Annotated in this window: 19 protein-coding genes; 12 read left to right on the forward strand and 7 right to left on the reverse strand. The window is 67.3% G+C overall.

The window, feature by feature from the left end; all coding sequences use genetic code 11:
* Positions 1-920 (reverse strand): HAMP domain-containing protein (locus Q8M82_RS07875; RefSeq protein WP_305690817.1); only part of this gene is annotated, 920 nt, incomplete at its 3' end.
* Positions 921-1195: 275 nt separating this feature from the next.
* Here Q8M82_RS07875 and Q8M82_RS07880 point away from each other — a divergent pair.
* Together Q8M82_RS07880 and Q8M82_RS07885 are read left to right on the forward strand one after the other, a co-directional pair.
* Positions 1196-2206, forward strand: a complete 1011-nt coding sequence (locus tag Q8M82_RS07880; RefSeq protein ID WP_305690818.1) for a complex I NDUFA9 subunit family protein — start codon at positions 1196-1198, stop codon at positions 2204-2206.
* A gap of 26 nt (positions 2207-2232) precedes the next feature.
* Positions 2233-2898 carry an HAD family hydrolase gene (locus tag Q8M82_RS07885; RefSeq protein WP_305690819.1) on the forward strand — a complete coding sequence of 222 codons (666 nt, stop codon included), beginning with the start codon at positions 2233-2235 and terminating at the stop codon, positions 2896-2898.
* Positions 2899-2926: 28 nt separating this feature from the next.
* On the opposite strand, the gene Q8M82_RS07890 is transcribed toward Q8M82_RS07885, so the two are convergent.
* Positions 2927-3922 (reverse strand): 2-hydroxyacid dehydrogenase, encoded by a 996-nt coding sequence (locus Q8M82_RS07890; protein ID WP_305690820.1) that lies wholly within the window; start codon positions 3920-3922, stop codon positions 2927-2929.
* A 181-nt stretch (positions 3923-4103) separates the two neighbouring features.
* On the opposite strand from Q8M82_RS07890, the gene Q8M82_RS07895 reads away from it, so the two are divergent.
* Positions 4104-4652, forward strand: a complete 549-nt coding sequence (locus Q8M82_RS07895; protein WP_305690821.1) for an SH3 domain-containing protein — start codon at positions 4104-4106, stop codon at positions 4650-4652.
* 16 nt (positions 4653-4668) lie between these two features.
* On the opposite strand, the gene irr is transcribed toward Q8M82_RS07895, so the two are convergent.
* Entirely contained in the window at positions 4669-5142 is a 474-nt protein-coding gene (irr, locus tag Q8M82_RS07900) for a Fur family transcriptional regulator Irr (protein WP_305690822.1), read from the reverse strand.
* Between the two features lie 214 nt (positions 5143-5356).
* On the opposite strand from irr, the gene fabA reads away from it, so the two are divergent.
* The 7 genes from fabA to Q8M82_RS07935 all read left to right on the forward strand — a co-directional run bounded on the left by fabA (position 5357) and on the right by Q8M82_RS07935 (position 9404).
* On the forward strand, positions 5357-5869 hold the full coding sequence (gene fabA / locus Q8M82_RS07905) for a 3-hydroxyacyl-[acyl-carrier-protein] dehydratase FabA (RefSeq protein WP_305690823.1): 513 nt from the start codon (positions 5357-5359) through the stop codon (positions 5867-5869).
* 167 nt (positions 5870-6036) lie between these two features.
* Positions 6037-7263, forward strand: coding sequence for a beta-ketoacyl-ACP synthase I (gene fabB / locus Q8M82_RS07910; protein ID WP_305690824.1), 1227 nt, complete (start codon positions 6037-6039; stop codon positions 7261-7263).
* A gap of 10 nt (positions 7264-7273) precedes the next feature.
* Positions 7274-7546 carry a DUF3303 domain-containing protein gene (locus Q8M82_RS07915; RefSeq protein WP_305690825.1) on the forward strand — a complete coding sequence of 91 codons (273 nt, stop codon included), beginning with the start codon at positions 7274-7276 and terminating at the stop codon, positions 7544-7546.
* Positions 7547-7600: 54 nt separating this feature from the next.
* Positions 7601-7840 carry a type II toxin-antitoxin system VapB family antitoxin gene (locus Q8M82_RS07920; RefSeq protein ID WP_305667483.1) on the forward strand — a complete coding sequence of 80 codons (240 nt, stop codon included), beginning with the start codon at positions 7601-7603 and terminating at the stop codon, positions 7838-7840.
* A 1-nt stretch (position 7841) separates the two neighbouring features.
* Positions 7842-8249, forward strand: coding sequence for a type II toxin-antitoxin system VapC family toxin (locus Q8M82_RS07925; RefSeq protein WP_305690826.1), 408 nt, complete (start codon positions 7842-7844; stop codon positions 8247-8249).
* 21 nt (positions 8250-8270) lie between these two features.
* On the forward strand, positions 8271-9098 hold the full coding sequence (gene fabI, locus Q8M82_RS07930; RefSeq protein WP_305690827.1) for an enoyl-ACP reductase FabI: 828 nt from the start codon (positions 8271-8273) through the stop codon (positions 9096-9098).
* Between the two features lie 54 nt (positions 9099-9152).
* Positions 9153-9404 (forward strand): DUF2188 domain-containing protein, encoded by a 252-nt coding sequence (locus Q8M82_RS07935; RefSeq protein ID WP_305690828.1) that lies wholly within the window; start codon positions 9153-9155, stop codon positions 9402-9404.
* A gap of 18 nt (positions 9405-9422) precedes the next feature.
* Here the strand turns inward: Q8M82_RS07935 and Q8M82_RS07940 are convergent, their stop codons facing one another.
* Both Q8M82_RS07940 and Q8M82_RS07945 read right to left on the reverse strand, forming a co-directional pair.
* The gene (locus tag Q8M82_RS07940; RefSeq protein WP_305690829.1) at positions 9423-9788 is read right to left on the reverse strand and encodes a hypothetical protein; all 366 of its coding nucleotides are present in this window, start codon (positions 9786-9788) and stop codon (positions 9423-9425) included.
* Positions 9789-9846: 58 nt separating this feature from the next.
* Positions 9847-10713: an SDR family oxidoreductase gene (locus tag Q8M82_RS07945; RefSeq protein ID WP_305690830.1), complete on the reverse strand. Its 867-nt coding sequence runs from the start codon at positions 10711-10713 to the stop codon at positions 9847-9849.
* A 103-nt stretch (positions 10714-10816) separates the two neighbouring features.
* On the opposite strand from Q8M82_RS07945, the gene Q8M82_RS07950 reads away from it, so the two are divergent.
* On the forward strand, positions 10817-11215 hold the full coding sequence (locus tag Q8M82_RS07950) for a winged helix-turn-helix transcriptional regulator (RefSeq protein WP_305690831.1): 399 nt from the start codon (positions 10817-10819) through the stop codon (positions 11213-11215).
* 42 nt (positions 11216-11257) lie between these two features.
* Here the strand turns inward: Q8M82_RS07950 and Q8M82_RS07955 are convergent, their stop codons facing one another.
* Positions 11258-12490 carry an argininosuccinate synthase gene (locus tag Q8M82_RS07955; protein ID WP_305690832.1) on the reverse strand — a complete coding sequence of 411 codons (1233 nt, stop codon included), beginning with the start codon at positions 12488-12490 and terminating at the stop codon, positions 11258-11260.
* 252 nt (positions 12491-12742) lie between these two features.
* On the opposite strand from Q8M82_RS07955, the gene Q8M82_RS07960 reads away from it, so the two are divergent.
* A complete protein-coding gene (locus tag Q8M82_RS07960; protein ID WP_305690833.1) occupies positions 12743-13351 on the forward strand; it encodes a 2-hydroxychromene-2-carboxylate isomerase in 609 nt (202 codons plus the stop codon).
* Between the two features lie 5 nt (positions 13352-13356).
* Here the strand turns inward: Q8M82_RS07960 and Q8M82_RS07965 are convergent.
* A partial coding sequence (locus tag Q8M82_RS07965; protein ID WP_305690834.1) for a M48 family metallopeptidase occupies positions 13357-14492 on the reverse strand: 1136 nt, incomplete at its 5' end.

Genomic DNA, 14492 nt, shown 5'->3' on the forward strand with positions numbered 1-14492 from the left:
TGGTCGATCTGCAGCCGCGCCGAGAAATCGCCCGCCGCCGCCGCGGCCACGACCTCGCCGACATCGCTCACCACCGCCTCCATCGACTGCGCCCGCGCCAGGCGCGCCGCAGCCGCCGCCTGCTCCTGCTGCTGCAGGATCGCAACCTGTTCGCTGGTCTCACGCAGCACCGAAACGGAGCGCGCCATGGCGCCGATTTCGTCGAGACGCTGCGTATGCGGCACCTCGATCGTCGTGTCGCCTGCGATCAGCCGGTCCATGACCCCTCCGAGATCGAGCAGCGGCTTGACGATGGCGCGTCGCGAGAAGGCGATCGCAGCAGCGACCGAGATGCCGAGCAGCCCCAGCAGCGTCAGCGGAATGATCAGGCGCATCCGTCCGCCATAAGCCGCAGCCTCAGTCTCGATCGCATTGCCGGCCTGCTCGTTGAGCCGGCTGAAGCCGCCGAGTTCCTCGATCAGAGCCGCACGATTGCGGCGGCTGGCTTCGCTGTTGCCCCAGGCGTCGGCCGCGCGGCCGGAGACCTCCTGAGCGAGCTTGGCGGTCTCGGAGCGGATGCCGGCGAATTCGGCGACCAACGGGCCGATCTTGGCGGCGCGCTCCCTTGCGTCGGCAGGGACGATCCCGGTGAAGATCCTCAGCCGGTCGTTGAGCTGTTCGAGGCCCTTTTCGATCGCGGCCGCGGCGTTCTTCGCCTCGTTGGGGTTGCGGGCCATGTAGGCCAGCCGCGAATCCTCGCTCAGCTGGTTGACCGCGACGTTCAGCCGTTCGGTCGCGAGGGCGACGTCATTCTGCCGCGAGACGCGCTGGCCCATGTCCTCGATGCCCGAGAGGGCGATCAGGGCGAAGGCGAGGGCGATCGCGGCACCGGCGGCGACGATGCCGATCAGGCCCAGAATCTTGTTGCGAATGGATCTCACGACGAACCCTCGATCTGACGTTGCGGAAGATGTCATGCAGTTTACGGCCGGGGGCCTGAAGAACGAGTTAAGTAGAGACGAGACGTCGCAAGAACATCGGCTTAAAAGAGCGGTTTTCGGCTTGGCGAATGCCTCAATTGCAGGCGCCGCTGCCTGATCCGGCGGCAGCCCGGCAGGTCCCGCCACGGTGCCGCATCCGGCGCAAGCACCTTTCCAGACAGGGGTGAAATGCTTTAGGAGCCATCCGAAACCCGCGCGCATGAGGCCAGCCGACGATGGCGAACGACCTGTCCCTTCCGAGCCAGCAACTCGTCACGGTTTTCGGTGGCTCCGGCTTCGTTGGCCGCCACGTGGTGCGGGCGCTGGTGAAGCGTGGCTATCGCGTCCGCGTCGCGGTTCGGAGGCCCGATCTCGCGGGCTTCCTGCAGCCGCTCGGCATGGTCGGCCAGATCCATGCGGTCCAGGCCAATCTGCGTTATCCCGATTCGGTCGCCGCCGCGGTGAAGGGTGCCGCCGCCGTCGTCAATCTCGTCGGCATCCTGCAGGAGGGCGGGCGGCAGAGCTTCGCCGGTGTGCAGGCCAACGGAGCCAGGGCGATCGCCCAGGCCTGTGCGGCCGCCGGCATCGCGCGCCTCGTCCAGGTTTCCGCGATCGGCGCCGATCGCGATTCGAAATCCCTCTATGCCCGCAGCAAGGCCGAGGGCGAAGCCGCCGTTCTGGCCGCCGTCCCTGGAGCGGTGGTCCTGCGCCCCTCGATCGTGTTCGGGCCGGAGGACGGCTTCTTCAACCGCTTCGCCGCGCTGGCGCGGGTGCTGCCGGTGCTGCCGCTGATCGGCGGAGGCGAAACCAAATTCCAGCCGGTCTTCGTCGGCGACGTCGCGGAGGCCGTGGCGCGCGGGGTCGACGGGGGCGTCACCGGCGGCCGCGTCTACGAACTCGGCGGCCCGGAGGTGAAGAGCTTCCGCGAACTGCTCGCCTATATCTGCGAGGTGACGGACCGCAAGCGCCTGCTGGTACCGCTGCCGTTCCCGCTCGCCCGGATCCAGGCGCGGATCCTGGAACTGGTCGACACGCTGACGCTGGGCCTGCTGCCGGACGCCATCAAGCTGACACGAGACCAGGTGACGCTCCTCGAAAGCGACAATGTCGTCTCGGCGGCCGCCGTCGCGGAGGGACGCAGCTTCGAGGGGCTGGGCATCGCCCCGGTCTCGGTCGAGGCGATCGTGCCCTCCTATCTCTGGCGCTTCCGCAAGACCGGGCAGTTCGACACGGCTCGCGCCGACTGATTCGGTCGCAGGCGAACGCCGCCGCGATGCCCGACCTGATCATCTATGACTGCGACGGCACGCTGATCGACACCGAGACGCTCTATGGCGAGGTCAGCCTCGCCGCCTGCCATGCACTGGGTCTGACCAGCTGGACCCTCGACCATTATGTCGACAGCATCGTCGGCATTCCCTGGTCGGACGGCATCAAGATCATCGAGGCCGCGCATGGGCGCGCCCTGCCGGCCGATTTCGAGCAGCGGATCGAGGATGCCGTGGCATTGCGGCTCGAGGCCGAGCTGCGCGCACTGCCGGGCGTGCGGGAGGCAGTGACCTCGATCGGCGGCCGCCGCTGCGTCGCATCCTCGACGAGCCTCGCGCCATTGCGCCGCAACCTCGCCATCACCGGCCTGATTGAGCTGTTCGACCCGCACATCTTTTCGGCCTCGCAGGTCGCCCGCGGCAAGCCGCATCCGGACGTGTTCCTCCACGCGGCCGCCGCGATGGAGGCCGAGCCGCGATCCTGCCTCGTCATCGAGGATTCCGTCCCCGGCGTGAGGGCGGCACTGGCGGCAGGCATGCGGGTCGTCGGCTTCACCGGCGTGGCCCATGACAAGGCGCGCAGCGCCCGGCGTCTGGCCGAGGCCGGCGCGCTTGCAGTGATCGACGACTTTCGTCACTGGCCGGCGGTCGTCGCCGGGCTGCGAGCCTGAGACCAGGCCCGCGGCCGGCCGGGCCGCCTCAGAGCATGCTCGGCAGCACGCGGTCCGGCGGCTTGTGGCCGTCCATGAAGGTCTTGATGTTGACGATGACCTTCTCGCCCATCTCGGCGCGGCCCTCATGCGTCGCCGAACCCATGTGAGGCAGCACCACGACGCGGTGCTGTCGTGCGAGCTTCAGCAGGCGCGGATTGACCGCCGGCTCGCTCTCGAACACGTCGAGCCCGGCGCCGGCCAGTTCGCCCGCCTCCAGCATCCGCGACAGCGCCGTCTCATCGACGACCTCGCCGCGCGCGGTGTTGACGAGGATGGCGTCGGGCTTCAGCAGCTTCAGCCGGCGTGCCGAAAGCAGGTGATAGGTTGCCGGCGTATGCGGGCAGTTCACCGAGACGATGTCCATGCGTGCCAGCATCTGGTCGAGCGAGTCCCAGTAGGTGGCGTCGAGCTTCTCCTCGATCCGCGCATCGAGCCTTCTGCGGTTGTGATAGTGGATCGAGAGCCCGAAGGCGGCCGCACGGCGCGCCACCGCCTGGCCGATCCGGCCCATGCCGACGATGCCGAGCCGCTTGCCGGTGATGCGTCGCCCCAGCATCCAGGTCGGCGACCACCCCGCCCATTCGTCGTCCGGAATGACGCGCGCGCCCTCGGCGATGCGCCGGGCGACGGCGAGGATCAGGGCGATCGTCATGTCGGCAGTGTCGTCGGTCAGAACGCCGGGCGTGTTGGTCACGGTGATGCCGCGCTGCACCGCGCTGGCGACGTCGATGTTGTCGACGCCATTGCCGAAATTGGCGATCAGCCGCAGCTGGTCGCCGGCCTGCGCGATGATCTTGGCGTCGATGCGATCGGTCACGGTCGGGACGAGGACATCGGCGGTCTTGACGGCCTCGACCAGGGCGGCCTGGCTCATCGGCGTATCGTCGATGTTGAGACGCGCATCGAACAGCTCGCGCATCCGCGTTTCGACCACGGCGGGCAGTTTGCGGGTCACGACGACGAGCGGCTTCTTCTTCGACATGGACGCCTCCTCCTCCGCTGCCCGGCGCCCGCCGCCTTTTGGCCTCAACCCCTCATTAACCGCAGGGCTTCAGGAATGGGGGCGGCAGGATCGCTCGGCTTCGCCCGTTCTCTAAGTGGCGTGACGACGGATGACAACATGACCCTTCGCCGGGGTACCCTGGCAGGCGGGCGGGTGCTGGATGGAGATCGAACGGATGGTGGCGGCGAGACGGAGCGTTCTGGCGGGGCTGGCCCTGCTGGCGGCGATGATGGCGGCACCGATCGCTCGAGCTCAGGACATGCAGGCGGGTCCGGTCACCGGCCTGCCGGTGCCGCGCTATGTCAGCCTGAAGACGGACCGCGTCAATCTGCGGGAAGGCCCCTCGAAGGAGCACCGCACCCGCTGGGTCTACCAACGCGCCGGGCTGCCGGTCGAGATCGTCGCGGAGTTCGAGACCTGGCGGCGCGTGCGCGATGCCGACGGCTCGGAGGGCTGGGTGCTGCACAGTCTGCTTTCGGGCCGGCGGACGGCTCTGGTCGCGCCCTGGTCGAAGGCCAAGGGTGAAACGCTTTCGCTGCTTCGCGAGGCGGGAGAGGGCTCGGCGGTCGTCGCGCGGCTCGAGCCCGGCGTCATCGCGAATGTCGCGTCCTGCGCCGGCAGCTGGTGCCGGGTGAGCATCGGCGGCACAGAAGGCTATCTGCGCCAGGACCGGCTCTGGGGCGTGTATCCCAACGAAAAGGTGGACTGATGCGCCGGGAGGCGTCTCACTGCGGCGAGGCGTCGATCTTGCGCAGCCGCACCACGACGTCGACACGGGCGATCTCGTAGCCCGCTGGCGGCTCGGGCAGGGCTGCCACATCGACCGCCTCGGCAGGGATGTCGATCACCGTGTTCTCGCCATCGACGACGAAGTGATGGTGTTCGCTGCTGTCTGTGTCGAAGAACGTCTTGGCGCCGTCGATCGCCAGTTCCCGCAGCAGCCCGGCCTGGGTGAACTGGTGCAGCGTGTTGTAGATCGTCGCCAGCGAGACCGGGATTTTCTCCTTCATCGCCTCTTCGTAGAGCATCTCGGCGCTGATATGCCGGTCGCCCCGGGCGAAGAGGACCCAGCCCAGCGAGACGCGCTGTCGCGTCGGCCGCAGGCCGACCCGACGCAGGCGCTGGCGGATATCGTGGAACGGGCAACCCTTCCGAACGCTCGACCCATAGCCCGCATCCTGGGAAATCAGATCGCTCATCGCTGCTGGCGAAGCTCCCTCAGGGGTGGAGCGGCTGCCCACCCTGCTTGTTGAGAACGGATGTAAGCTTTCGCAGCCGGGCTCGCAAGCGCTCCACGCCGGAGCCGCGGCTTGCGGCGGCCGAGCCATGCGCCCTTTCGTTCGGGCGGGGCGGCGTGTTAGGCACGGCATCGAGACGGCCGCATCCGACGGCCGGGATGGAGCGACACGGGATATGCAGCGGCAATCGTCTTTCAGCTACGAGGAGATCCTCGCCTGTGGCCGTGGGGAGCTGTTCGGGCCGGGCAATGCCCAATTGCCGCTGCCGCCGATGTTGATGTTCGATCGCATCACCCAGATCGCGGAAGAGGGCGGCGAGCATGGCAAGGGCCTCGTCCGGGCCGAATTCGACATCAAGCCGGACCTCTGGTTCTTCGACTGCCACTTCAAGGGCGATCCGGTGATGCCGGGCTGCCTCGGCCTCGATGCGCTCTGGCAGCTCACGGGTTTCTTCCTCGGCTGGCTCGGTCTGCCGGGCCGCGGGCGGGCGCTCGGCGTCGGCGAGGTCAAATTCGCCGACCAGGTGCTGCCATCGGTCAAGCAGGTCGTCTACGGCGTCGACTTCAAGCGCGTCTTCAAGTCCAAGCTGGTCCTCGGCATCGCCGATGGCTGGCTGGAGGCCGACGGCAAGCGCATCTACACGGTCAGCGACATGCGCGTCGGCCTGTTCAAGCCTGAGGCGGCGTAGGGCGTTCGGGATCGCTTCGGAGGGATGCCCCGGGGCGATGCCGTTGGGGGAAAAGCGCGCCGCGACCTTGCGCGCGCCAGCCGCGCAGTCCATTTGCGCGGGATCGACGAGCGCGCGCCGGACATCGAGCCGTCCGGCCAAGGCGCCATGAAGCCGGAGAAAAGAGCATGAGACGCGTGGTGGTCACCGGGATGGGCATCGTCTCGTCCATCGGCAACAATACGCAGGAAGTGCTGTCCTCGCTGCACGAGGCCAAATCCGGCATCTCCTTCATGCCGGATTTTGCCGAGCACGGTTTCCGCAGCCGCGTCGCGGGTGTGCCGACGCTCGACCCCTCGACCGTGCTCGACCGTCGCGCCATGCGCTTCCACGGCGGCGGCTCGGCCTGGAACCAGGTCGCGATGGAGCAGGCCATCGCCGATGCCGGGCTCGAGGAGAAGGAGATCAGCCACGAGCGCACGGGCATCGTCATGGGGTCGGGCGGTCCCTCGACCCGCGCTTTGATCGACGCCTACGACAAGGCCCGCGAGAGCGGCTCGTCGAAGAAGGTCGGGCCCTTCGCGGTCCCCAAGGGCATGTCCTCGACCGCGTCCGCCACGCTGGCGACCTGGTTCAAGATCAAGGGCGTCAATTATTCGATCTCCTCGGCCTGCGCGACCTCCAACCACTGCATCGGCAACGCCTATGAGCTGATCCAATGGGGCAAGCAGGACGTCATCTTCGCCGGTGGCTGCGAGGAGCTGGACTGGACCCTGTCCGTCCTGTTCGACGCCATGGGCGCGATGTCGACCGACTACAACGAGACCGCGGCGCGCGCCTCGCGCGCCTATGACCTCAACCGCGACGGTTTCGTCATCGCGGGCGGCGCCGGCGTCGTCGTGCTGGAGGAACTCGAGCACGCCAAGGCGCGCGGCGCCAGGATCTATGGCGAGATCGTCGGCTATGGCGCGACCTCGGACGGCTACGACATGGTCGCGCCGTCGGGCGAGGGCGCCGTGCGCTGCATGAAGATGGCGTTGCAGGGGGTCAACGCCAAGGTCGACTACATCAACCCGCACGGCACCTCGACGCCTGTCGGCGACGCCAAGGAGATCGAGGCGATCCGCGAGGTCTTCGGCGCCGGCGACAAGGCTCCGCCGATCTCCGCGACCAAATCGCTCACCGGCCATTCGCTCGGCGCCACCGGCGTGCAGGAGGCGATCTACTCGCTGCTGATGCTCAACAACGACTTCATCTGCGAGAGCGCCCATATCGACGAGCTCGACCCGGCCTTCGCCGACATGCCGATCGTGCGCAAGCGCATCGACAATGCGGGCCTCGGCTGCGTTCTCTCGAACTCGTTCGGATTCGGCGGCACCAACGCCACCATCGTGATGAAGAAGCTCGAAGCCTGAGGGCGCGACGATGCTGTTCATGGTGATCGAGCATTTCGACCAGGCGCGGGTGAAAGAAATCTATGCCCGCTTCCACGAGAAGGGCCGGATGATCCCGGACGGCCTGACCTATGTCGACAGCTGGATCTCCGCCGACTTCGCGCGCTGCTTCCAGGTGATGCAGTGCGACGACGTCACCAAGCTGCAGGAATGGGTGCTGGAATGGGGCGACCTCGCCCGCTTTGAGATCGTGCCGCTGGCGTCGTCCAAGGACACGGCCGCGGCAGTGAAGAAGCACTTGTAGCGTGACGGGTCGTGTCTAGACGGATATAAGGTTCGTCTAGACGGAGGTGCCGGGATGGCTTTTCATATTCGCGATCCAGAGGCCGACCGTGCTGTGCGGGAACTGGCGGCGCGTAAAGGCGTCAGCCTGACCGACGCGGTCAAGCAGGCCGTTCAGAATGAGCTTCTCCAAATGGACCAGAACGTTCCGTTTCTGGAGCGCATACGGGATTTGCAGCAGCGCGTCGCGGCCTACCCAAAAACCGGGTTGAAGGCCGATAAGGCGTTCTACGACGAGCTGTCGGGCGACATTTAGCATGTATGTCGATGCCTCGGTCATTGTCGCCGTGCTTCTCGAAGAGGCTGGTTTCGAACAATTCGGGACGCCGCTGACTGGCCCTCATCGGCGTTTCACCTCGCCGCTGGCGATCTATGAAGCGACCGTCGCCCTGGTGCGGGTGCGCGGTGTCGCAGTCGATCTAGCCAAGGCGACGGTGCTGGAGTTTCTGGCGCGGGGCGCGATCAGCGTCGCGCCTCACGAAGCTGCGCACGTTGATGGCGCACTCGATGCGTTCGACCGTTTCGGCAAAGGCCGGCACCCGGCTGCGCTCAACATGGGCGATTGCTTCGCCTATGCGGCTGCGCAACTCGCCGGAGCATCGATCCTCTTCAAGGGTAACGACTTCAGCCAGACCGACCTGCCTTCCGCTCTCCCTAACTCCTGACGCCAGAACCGAACGGTCCCCATGCTCCCCCTGATGCACAACAAGCGCGGCCTCGTCATGGGCGTCGCCAACCAGAACTCGATCGCCTGGGGTATCGCCCGGACCCTGCACGCTCACGGCGCGCAGATGGCCTTCACCTATCAGGGCGAGGCGCTCGGCAAGCGGGTCAAGCCACTGGCCGAGAGCGTCGGCTCGACGCTGGTCCTGCCCTGCGATGTCGAGGATATTTCAACGGTGGACGCGACCTTCGCCGCGATCGACGAGGCCTGGGGCGGCGATCCCGAGCGCAACACGCTCGACTTCATCGTCCACGCCATCGGCTTCTCCGACAAGAACGAACTCAAGGGGCTCTATGCAGACACTAGCCGCGAGAACTTCTCGCGGACCATGGTGATCTCCTGCTTCTCCTTCACCGAGGTCGCCAAACGAGCCGCCGAGCGCATGCCCAAGGGTGGCAGCATGATCACGCTGACCTATGGCGGCTCGACCCGGATCATGCCGAACTACAACGTCATGGGCGTGGCGAAGGCGGCGCTGGAGGCCAGCGTGCGCTATCTCGCCGGCGACTATGGCCCGCGCGGCATCCGCGTCAACGCGCTGTCGCCGGGGCCGGTGCGGACGCTGGCCGGCGCCGGCATCTCGGATGCGCGGGCGATGTATTCCTGGCAGCGGGCCAACTCGCCACTGCGCAAATCGGTCTCGCTGGAGGAGATCGGCGGCTCGGCGCTGTACTATCTGTCCGACCTCTCGGGCGGCGTCACCGGCGACGTGCACCATGTCGATGCCGGCTACCACATCACCTCGATGCCGGTGCTGGACGGGTTGCGCGCCGCCGACCAGGGCGAGTGAAGGAACCCGCGCCGGCTCCCTCGGGTTGCTCTCTGGCAATCAGGAGAAGATCCAATGGTCACGGTCAGATACGAAATCGTCGAGCATGACGGCGGCTGGGCCTACAAGGTCCAGGACGTGCTCTCGGAAACCTATCCGTCCCATGACGCGGCGCTGAAGGCTGCCAGTGATGCGGCGGCACGGCAGACGCTTGCCGGCACGACCGACGGAATCGTCTATCAGGACGAGCAGGGCCGCTGGCACGAGGAGGTCGCAGACGGGCGCGACCGTCCGGCGACGCGCGTTGTGGACGAGCCTTCCGCCTAATGCGGAGGGATGCCGCCCTCAGCGGGCGGTGAAGAAGGTCAGCAGCACCTTGTCCTTCTCGCCGAGCAGGCAGAGGAAACGCCGCGGCTTGTCGGACCGGTCGGTCCGCAGATAGGCCTCGGCCATGATGATGCGCGTGACGGGCGTGTCTTCGACCTTCGTCTCCGACACGGCGATCGTCGCGCCGTCTTCATCGACATAGATGTCCTTGATCTCCGGCTCGCGCGCCGAGAGCGTGTTCAGAGCCGCATTCTTACAAAGGGCGACGGCCGGCGAGGCCGGCTTCTCGGCCGGCGCGCCTGAGGTCGGGCCGGCGGTCTGCGCCTGCGCCGTTGCGGCAAGGAGAGCGGCAGCGAGCAGGGTGGTCGAAAGCAGGCGGATCATGGCGGGGCCTCTCGGGAGCGGGTGCTGTCCAACGCCCGAAAGGCTGTTTGGTTCGGTTTCAGCCGCGCAACGCGTCCGCGATCGTCGTCGCAAAGGGCGTCGTCGGGCGGCCGATCAGGCCCGAGAGCCTCTGCGTCCCGTCGTCGAGCGCGCCCTTCGCAGCGCCCGCGTCGGAGTCGGCGATCAGATCGGCGAGGCCTTCCGGCAGGCCGGCCCCGACAAGCGCAGCCCGATACTGCGCCTCCGGCATGTCGACATAGGGAATCGTCCTGCCGGCCTGCAGGGAGAGCTCGGCGGCGAATTCGGCTAGTGAGTAGGAGCTGTCACCCGCCAGTTCATGCACGACACGCGGCCCTTCGTCGGAGATGAGCGCAACCGCTGCCGCCTCCGCATAGTCGATGCGGGCCGCACTTGCGACGCGGCCGGACCCGGCGCTGCCGATGAAGGCGCCATGGGCGAGGGCGGGCGGGATCGAGGCGGCATAGTTCTCCGTGTACCAGCCATTGCGCAGCAGGCTGTGGGGCAAGCCGCTCTCGGCCAGCGCGCGCTCGGTCTGCCGGTGCTCTTCGGCGAGGCCCAGCGGCGAGACGTCCGCACGCAGCACGCTGGTATAGGCGATGCGGGCGACACCCGCCTGCCCGGCAGCCGCGATCGCATTGCGGTGCTGGGCCAGGCGCTGGCCGATGGCGTTCGACGAGATCAGCAGCAGGCGCTCGATGCCGGCGCAGGCGGCTGCCAGTTCCTGCGGCTGATCATAGTCGCCTTTGCGAATAGCGACGCCCGCTGGGAACAGTCCGGCAGCCTTGGCGGGGTCGCGGACGATGGCCACAACGGCGGCAGCGCCGACGCGCGCCACCAGGGCCGCAACCGCGAGGCGACCGAGCTGGCCGCTGGCGCCGGTAACGGCATAAACAGGATGGGACATGGAACTCTCCGGTCTCTTGTGGTAACCCAGTCTCAGATAGAGACTTTGAGACCCTGCCAAAAGACGGCACGTTCACGTCACCAGGTTACCGTGGAGGAACCCGATGGATGCCTGCGAGGCACTCGGCGCCAAGTTCGAGCTGTGGCAGGCGGCAGATCTGGATTCCAGCCGCTGCCCGGTCCGCGGGCTGCTCGACCAGATCGGCGATCGCTGGTCGACACTGCTGATCTGCGCGCTCGCCGTCGGGCCCCGGCGGTTCAGCGCGCTGCACCGCCTGATCCCTGACATTTCAAAGCGCATGCTGACGCAGACTCTGCGGACCCTTGAGGCGGATGGGCTCGTGCATCGCGACGTCCAGCCGACCGTTCCGCCGAGCGTGACCTATTCGCTGACGCCGCTCGGGCGCAGCTTCGCCGGCCCGCTGCTCGGCCTGGTCGAATGGGCTGAGACGCATTTCGCTGCGGTGCTGCAGACGCGCTCCGAAACGAAAAGGGCCGCCTGAAAGGCGGCCCGTGAACGAGGCGTCGAAGTCGGAGAGCCCGGCTCAGAGGCCGAGCTTTTTCCGGCGCTGGCCGAGGGTGCGCAGGCGCAGCGCGTTGAGCTTGATGAAGCCGGCCGCGTCGCGGTGGTCATAGGCGACGGCGCCTTCCTCGAAGGTGACGAGGTCCTGGTCGTAGAGCGAATAGGGGCTGGAGCGGCCGATGACATGGACGCCGCCCTTGTAGAGCTTGAGGCGGACCTGGCCGGTGACGAACTCCTGGCTCTTGTCGATCAGCGCCTGCAGCATCTCGCGCTCCGGCGAGAACCAGAAGCCGTTATAGATCAGTTCCGCATATTGCGGCATGATCTGGTCCTTGAGATGCGCCGCGCCGCGGTCGAGCGTGATCGACTCGATGGCGCGGTGCGCGACGGCCAGGATCGTGCCGCCCGGCGTTTCGTACATCCCGCGCGACTTCATCCCGACGAAGCGGTTCTCGACGAGGTCGAGCCGGCCGATGCCATTGTCGCGGCCCAGATCGTTGAGCTTCGCCAGCAGCGTCGCCGGCGACATCTTCACGCCGTCGATCGCGCACGCGTCGCCGGTTTCGAAGTCGATGCTGATCACGGTCGGCTTGTCGGGGGCGTCCTCGGGCGAGATCGTGCGGGAATAGACGTAGTCGGGCACCTCCTGCGCGGGATCTTCCAGCACCTTGCCCTCGGAGGAGGCGTGCAGCAGGTTCGCATCGACCGAGAAGGGCGCCTCGCCGCGCTTGTCCTTGGCGATCGGGATCTGGTGCTGCTCGGCGAAGGCGATGAGCTGCTCGCGCGAGCGCAGATCCCATTCGCGCCACGGCGCGATCACCACGACGTCGGGCTTCAGCGCATAGGCGGTCAGCTCGAAGCGGACCTGATCGTTGCCCTTGCCGGTGGCGCCATGGGAGATGGCGTCGGCGCCGAGCCTCTCGGCGATCTCGATCAGCTTCTTGCCGATCAGCGGCCGCGCGATCGAGGTGCCCAGCAGATAGACGCCCTCATAGGCGGCGTTGGCGCGGAACATCGGGAAGACGTAGTCGCGGACGAACTCCTCGCGGAGATCCTCGATGAAGATGTTCTCGGGCTTGATGCCGAGCAGCAGCGCCTTGTCGCGCGCCGGGCCGAGTTCTTCGCCCTGGCCGAGATCGGCGGTGAAGGTGATGACCTCGCAGCCATAGGTGGTCTGCAGCCACTTCAGGATGATCGAGGTGTCGAGGCCCCCGGAATAGGCGAGCACGACCTTCTTCACGCTTTTCTCGATCATCTGGCATCATCCTGCTGCTGCGGCATGGCGGCCGCGAAAGGCCGCTTTTCGAACGCAATGGCGCACTATCCCAGCACCGGGGGCGACGCAATCGGAACCTTTTGATCGGTCGCGCGTCCCCGCCTGATGGATGGGTGTTGATGACTCGGGCCGATGACGCTTGGGCACCTCGCCGCGTCTTGCAGTCGCGCCGCAGGAGGCTCACCTTCCTGAAGCGCGGCGCCCAACCGAACAGACTGCTCCGGAGGCCGAATGCCGAACCGTCCTGTCTTGGACTTCTGGTATGAGTTCGCATCGCCCTATTCCTTCCTGAGTGCCCTGAGGATCGAGCCTCTGGCGGAGGCCGCGGATGTGAGCATCCGCTGGCGGCCGTTTCTGCTCGGACCCATCTTTGCCGCCCAGGGCTGGTCGACCTCGCCCTTCACGCTTTTTCCCAGCAAGGGGCGCTATATGTGGCGTGACGTCGAGCGCCGGGCCGGGCGCGAAGGCCTTGCCCTGGTCAGGCCCGAGACCTTTCCGCAGAACTCCCTGATCGCCGCGCGGCTCGCGCTGGCGGGGCGCGAAGCCGGCTGGCTGCCGGGCTTCTCGAAGGCGCTGTTCCGCGCCGGCTTCGGCGAAGGCCGCAACATTGCGGAGGAGGCCGTGCTGAACGCGGCGCTGAAGGCGGCGGGCGCCGATCCGGGCGTCGCCTTTCCCGCTTCGCGCGGGGAGGACGTCAAGGGCCGGTTGCGCGCCGAGATCGAATACGCCAAGTCGATCGGCATCTTCGGCGCCCCGACCTTCGTCACCGAGGATGGCGAACTGTTCTGGGGCGACGACCGGCTCGAGGAAGCGCTGGACTGGGCCAGGCACGGGCGCTGACGCGCTCAGGGGCTGGCGCTGCCGCCCCCTGTCGGCCGCGCCCAGGGTCCGCGGGCGGCCGGATCGACACCCGCTGCCGATTCCGCGACCATCGTCTGCAGATCCTGCCGCTCGGCGACGCGGGGCGGATGGGGCGGCATCGCCGGCATCCGGCCGCCGGCCGTCTGCACCAGCGCTTGCACGCGCTTGGTCACCGAAGGGTGGGTCGAGAACAGGTCGGCGAAATCGTCCGGGTCGTTCTCGAAGCACATGTCCATCACGCTCGACGGCACGCCCTCAATGTCGGCGCGGCCCGCGATCTTGAGCAGGGCCGAGATCATCGCATCCGGGTTCTTGGTGAGCTCGACCGCCCCCGCATCGGCGAGGTACTCCCGCGAGCGCGACAGCGACAGCCGAATGATCACGGCGAGGAACCAGGCCAAGGCGATCACCGCGAAGCCGATCAGGATGGCGACGCCGCTGCCCTTCTTGGAATCGTCCGAGGATATCCTCATGCGGCTGCGCGACAGCCCGCGGAACACGATCTCGCCGACGAGAGAGATGACGCCGGCGATGACGACGGCGATGATCATCAGCCGGACGTCGCCATTGCGGATATGGGTCAGTTCATGGGCGAGCACGGCCTCGACCTCGGCATCGTTGAGTTGCGCCAGCAGGCCGCTCGTCACCGTGACCGTGAACTGCTTGTCGTTGACGCCGCTGGCGAAGGCGTTCAGCGCCTCGCTCTCGACGATGGCGAGCTTCGGCACGGTCAGGCCGCGCGAGATGCAGAGGTTCTCCAGCATCCGGTAGAGCTTGGGGTTATCGTCCCGCGTCAGGCCCTTGGCGCCGGACACGGCGCTGATAAGCCCGACATTGATGCGGAAACCGATGAACACCCAGGCGCCGGCGGCGAGCGTGGTGAAGGGCAGCCAACGCCAGAAGGTCTGCCCGGCCTGCGCATAGGCGGTCGTCCCGCGGGGCACGCCGCCATAGCCGTAGCCCACCAGCAGCAGGCCCCAGACCGTGACGTAGACGAGCAGGAACAGGCCGGCGATCAGGAAGCCGGACCTGATCCGGTTGTTGCGCATGTGGCTGTAGAGCCCGAAGGCCTGACCCAGCATCGCCGCCGCCCCGTTCGCCGCCGGTGGCGGCCGGTCAG

This window comes from Allobosea sp., from assembly GCF_030694325.1.
In the GTDB taxonomy this organism is placed as follows: domain Bacteria; phylum Pseudomonadota; class Alphaproteobacteria; order Rhizobiales; family Beijerinckiaceae; genus Allobosea.

Coding starts and splice junctions, on each gene's coding strand:
- Q8M82_RS07880 (WP_305690818.1), top strand. CDS start 1,196: ATGGCGAACGACCTGTCCCTTCCGAGCCAGCAACTCGTCACGGTTTTC.
- Q8M82_RS07885 (WP_305690819.1), top strand. CDS start 2,233: ATGCCCGACCTGATCATCTATGACTGCGACGGCACGCTGATCGACACC.
- Q8M82_RS07890 (WP_305690820.1), bottom strand. CDS start 3,922: ATGTCGAAGAAGAAGCCGCTCGTCGTCGTGACCCGCAAACTGCCCGCC.
- Q8M82_RS07895 (WP_305690821.1), top strand. CDS start 4,104: ATGGAGATCGAACGGATGGTGGCGGCGAGACGGAGCGTTCTGGCGGGG.
- irr (WP_305690822.1), bottom strand. CDS start 5,142: ATGAGCGATCTGATTTCCCAGGATGCGGGCTATGGGTCGAGCGTTCGG.
- fabA (WP_305690823.1), top strand. CDS start 5,357: ATGCAGCGGCAATCGTCTTTCAGCTACGAGGAGATCCTCGCCTGTGGC.
- fabB (WP_305690824.1), top strand. CDS start 6,037: ATGAGACGCGTGGTGGTCACCGGGATGGGCATCGTCTCGTCCATCGGC.
- Q8M82_RS07915 (WP_305690825.1), top strand. CDS start 7,274: ATGCTGTTCATGGTGATCGAGCATTTCGACCAGGCGCGGGTGAAAGAA.
- Q8M82_RS07920 (WP_305667483.1), top strand. CDS start 7,601: ATGGCTTTTCATATTCGCGATCCAGAGGCCGACCGTGCTGTGCGGGAA.
- Q8M82_RS07925 (WP_305690826.1), top strand. CDS start 7,842: ATGTATGTCGATGCCTCGGTCATTGTCGCCGTGCTTCTCGAAGAGGCT.
- fabI (WP_305690827.1), top strand. CDS start 8,271: ATGCTCCCCCTGATGCACAACAAGCGCGGCCTCGTCATGGGCGTCGCC.
- Q8M82_RS07935 (WP_305690828.1), top strand. CDS start 9,153: ATGGTCACGGTCAGATACGAAATCGTCGAGCATGACGGCGGCTGGGCC.
- Q8M82_RS07940 (WP_305690829.1), bottom strand. CDS start 9,788: ATGATCCGCCTGCTTTCGACCACCCTGCTCGCTGCCGCTCTCCTTGCC.
- Q8M82_RS07945 (WP_305690830.1), bottom strand. CDS start 10,713: ATGTCCCATCCTGTTTATGCCGTTACCGGCGCCAGCGGCCAGCTCGGT.
- Q8M82_RS07950 (WP_305690831.1), top strand. CDS start 10,817: ATGGATGCCTGCGAGGCACTCGGCGCCAAGTTCGAGCTGTGGCAGGCG.
- Q8M82_RS07955 (WP_305690832.1), bottom strand. CDS start 12,490: ATGATCGAGAAAAGCGTGAAGAAGGTCGTGCTCGCCTATTCCGGGGGC.
- Q8M82_RS07960 (WP_305690833.1), top strand. CDS start 12,743: ATGCCGAACCGTCCTGTCTTGGACTTCTGGTATGAGTTCGCATCGCCC.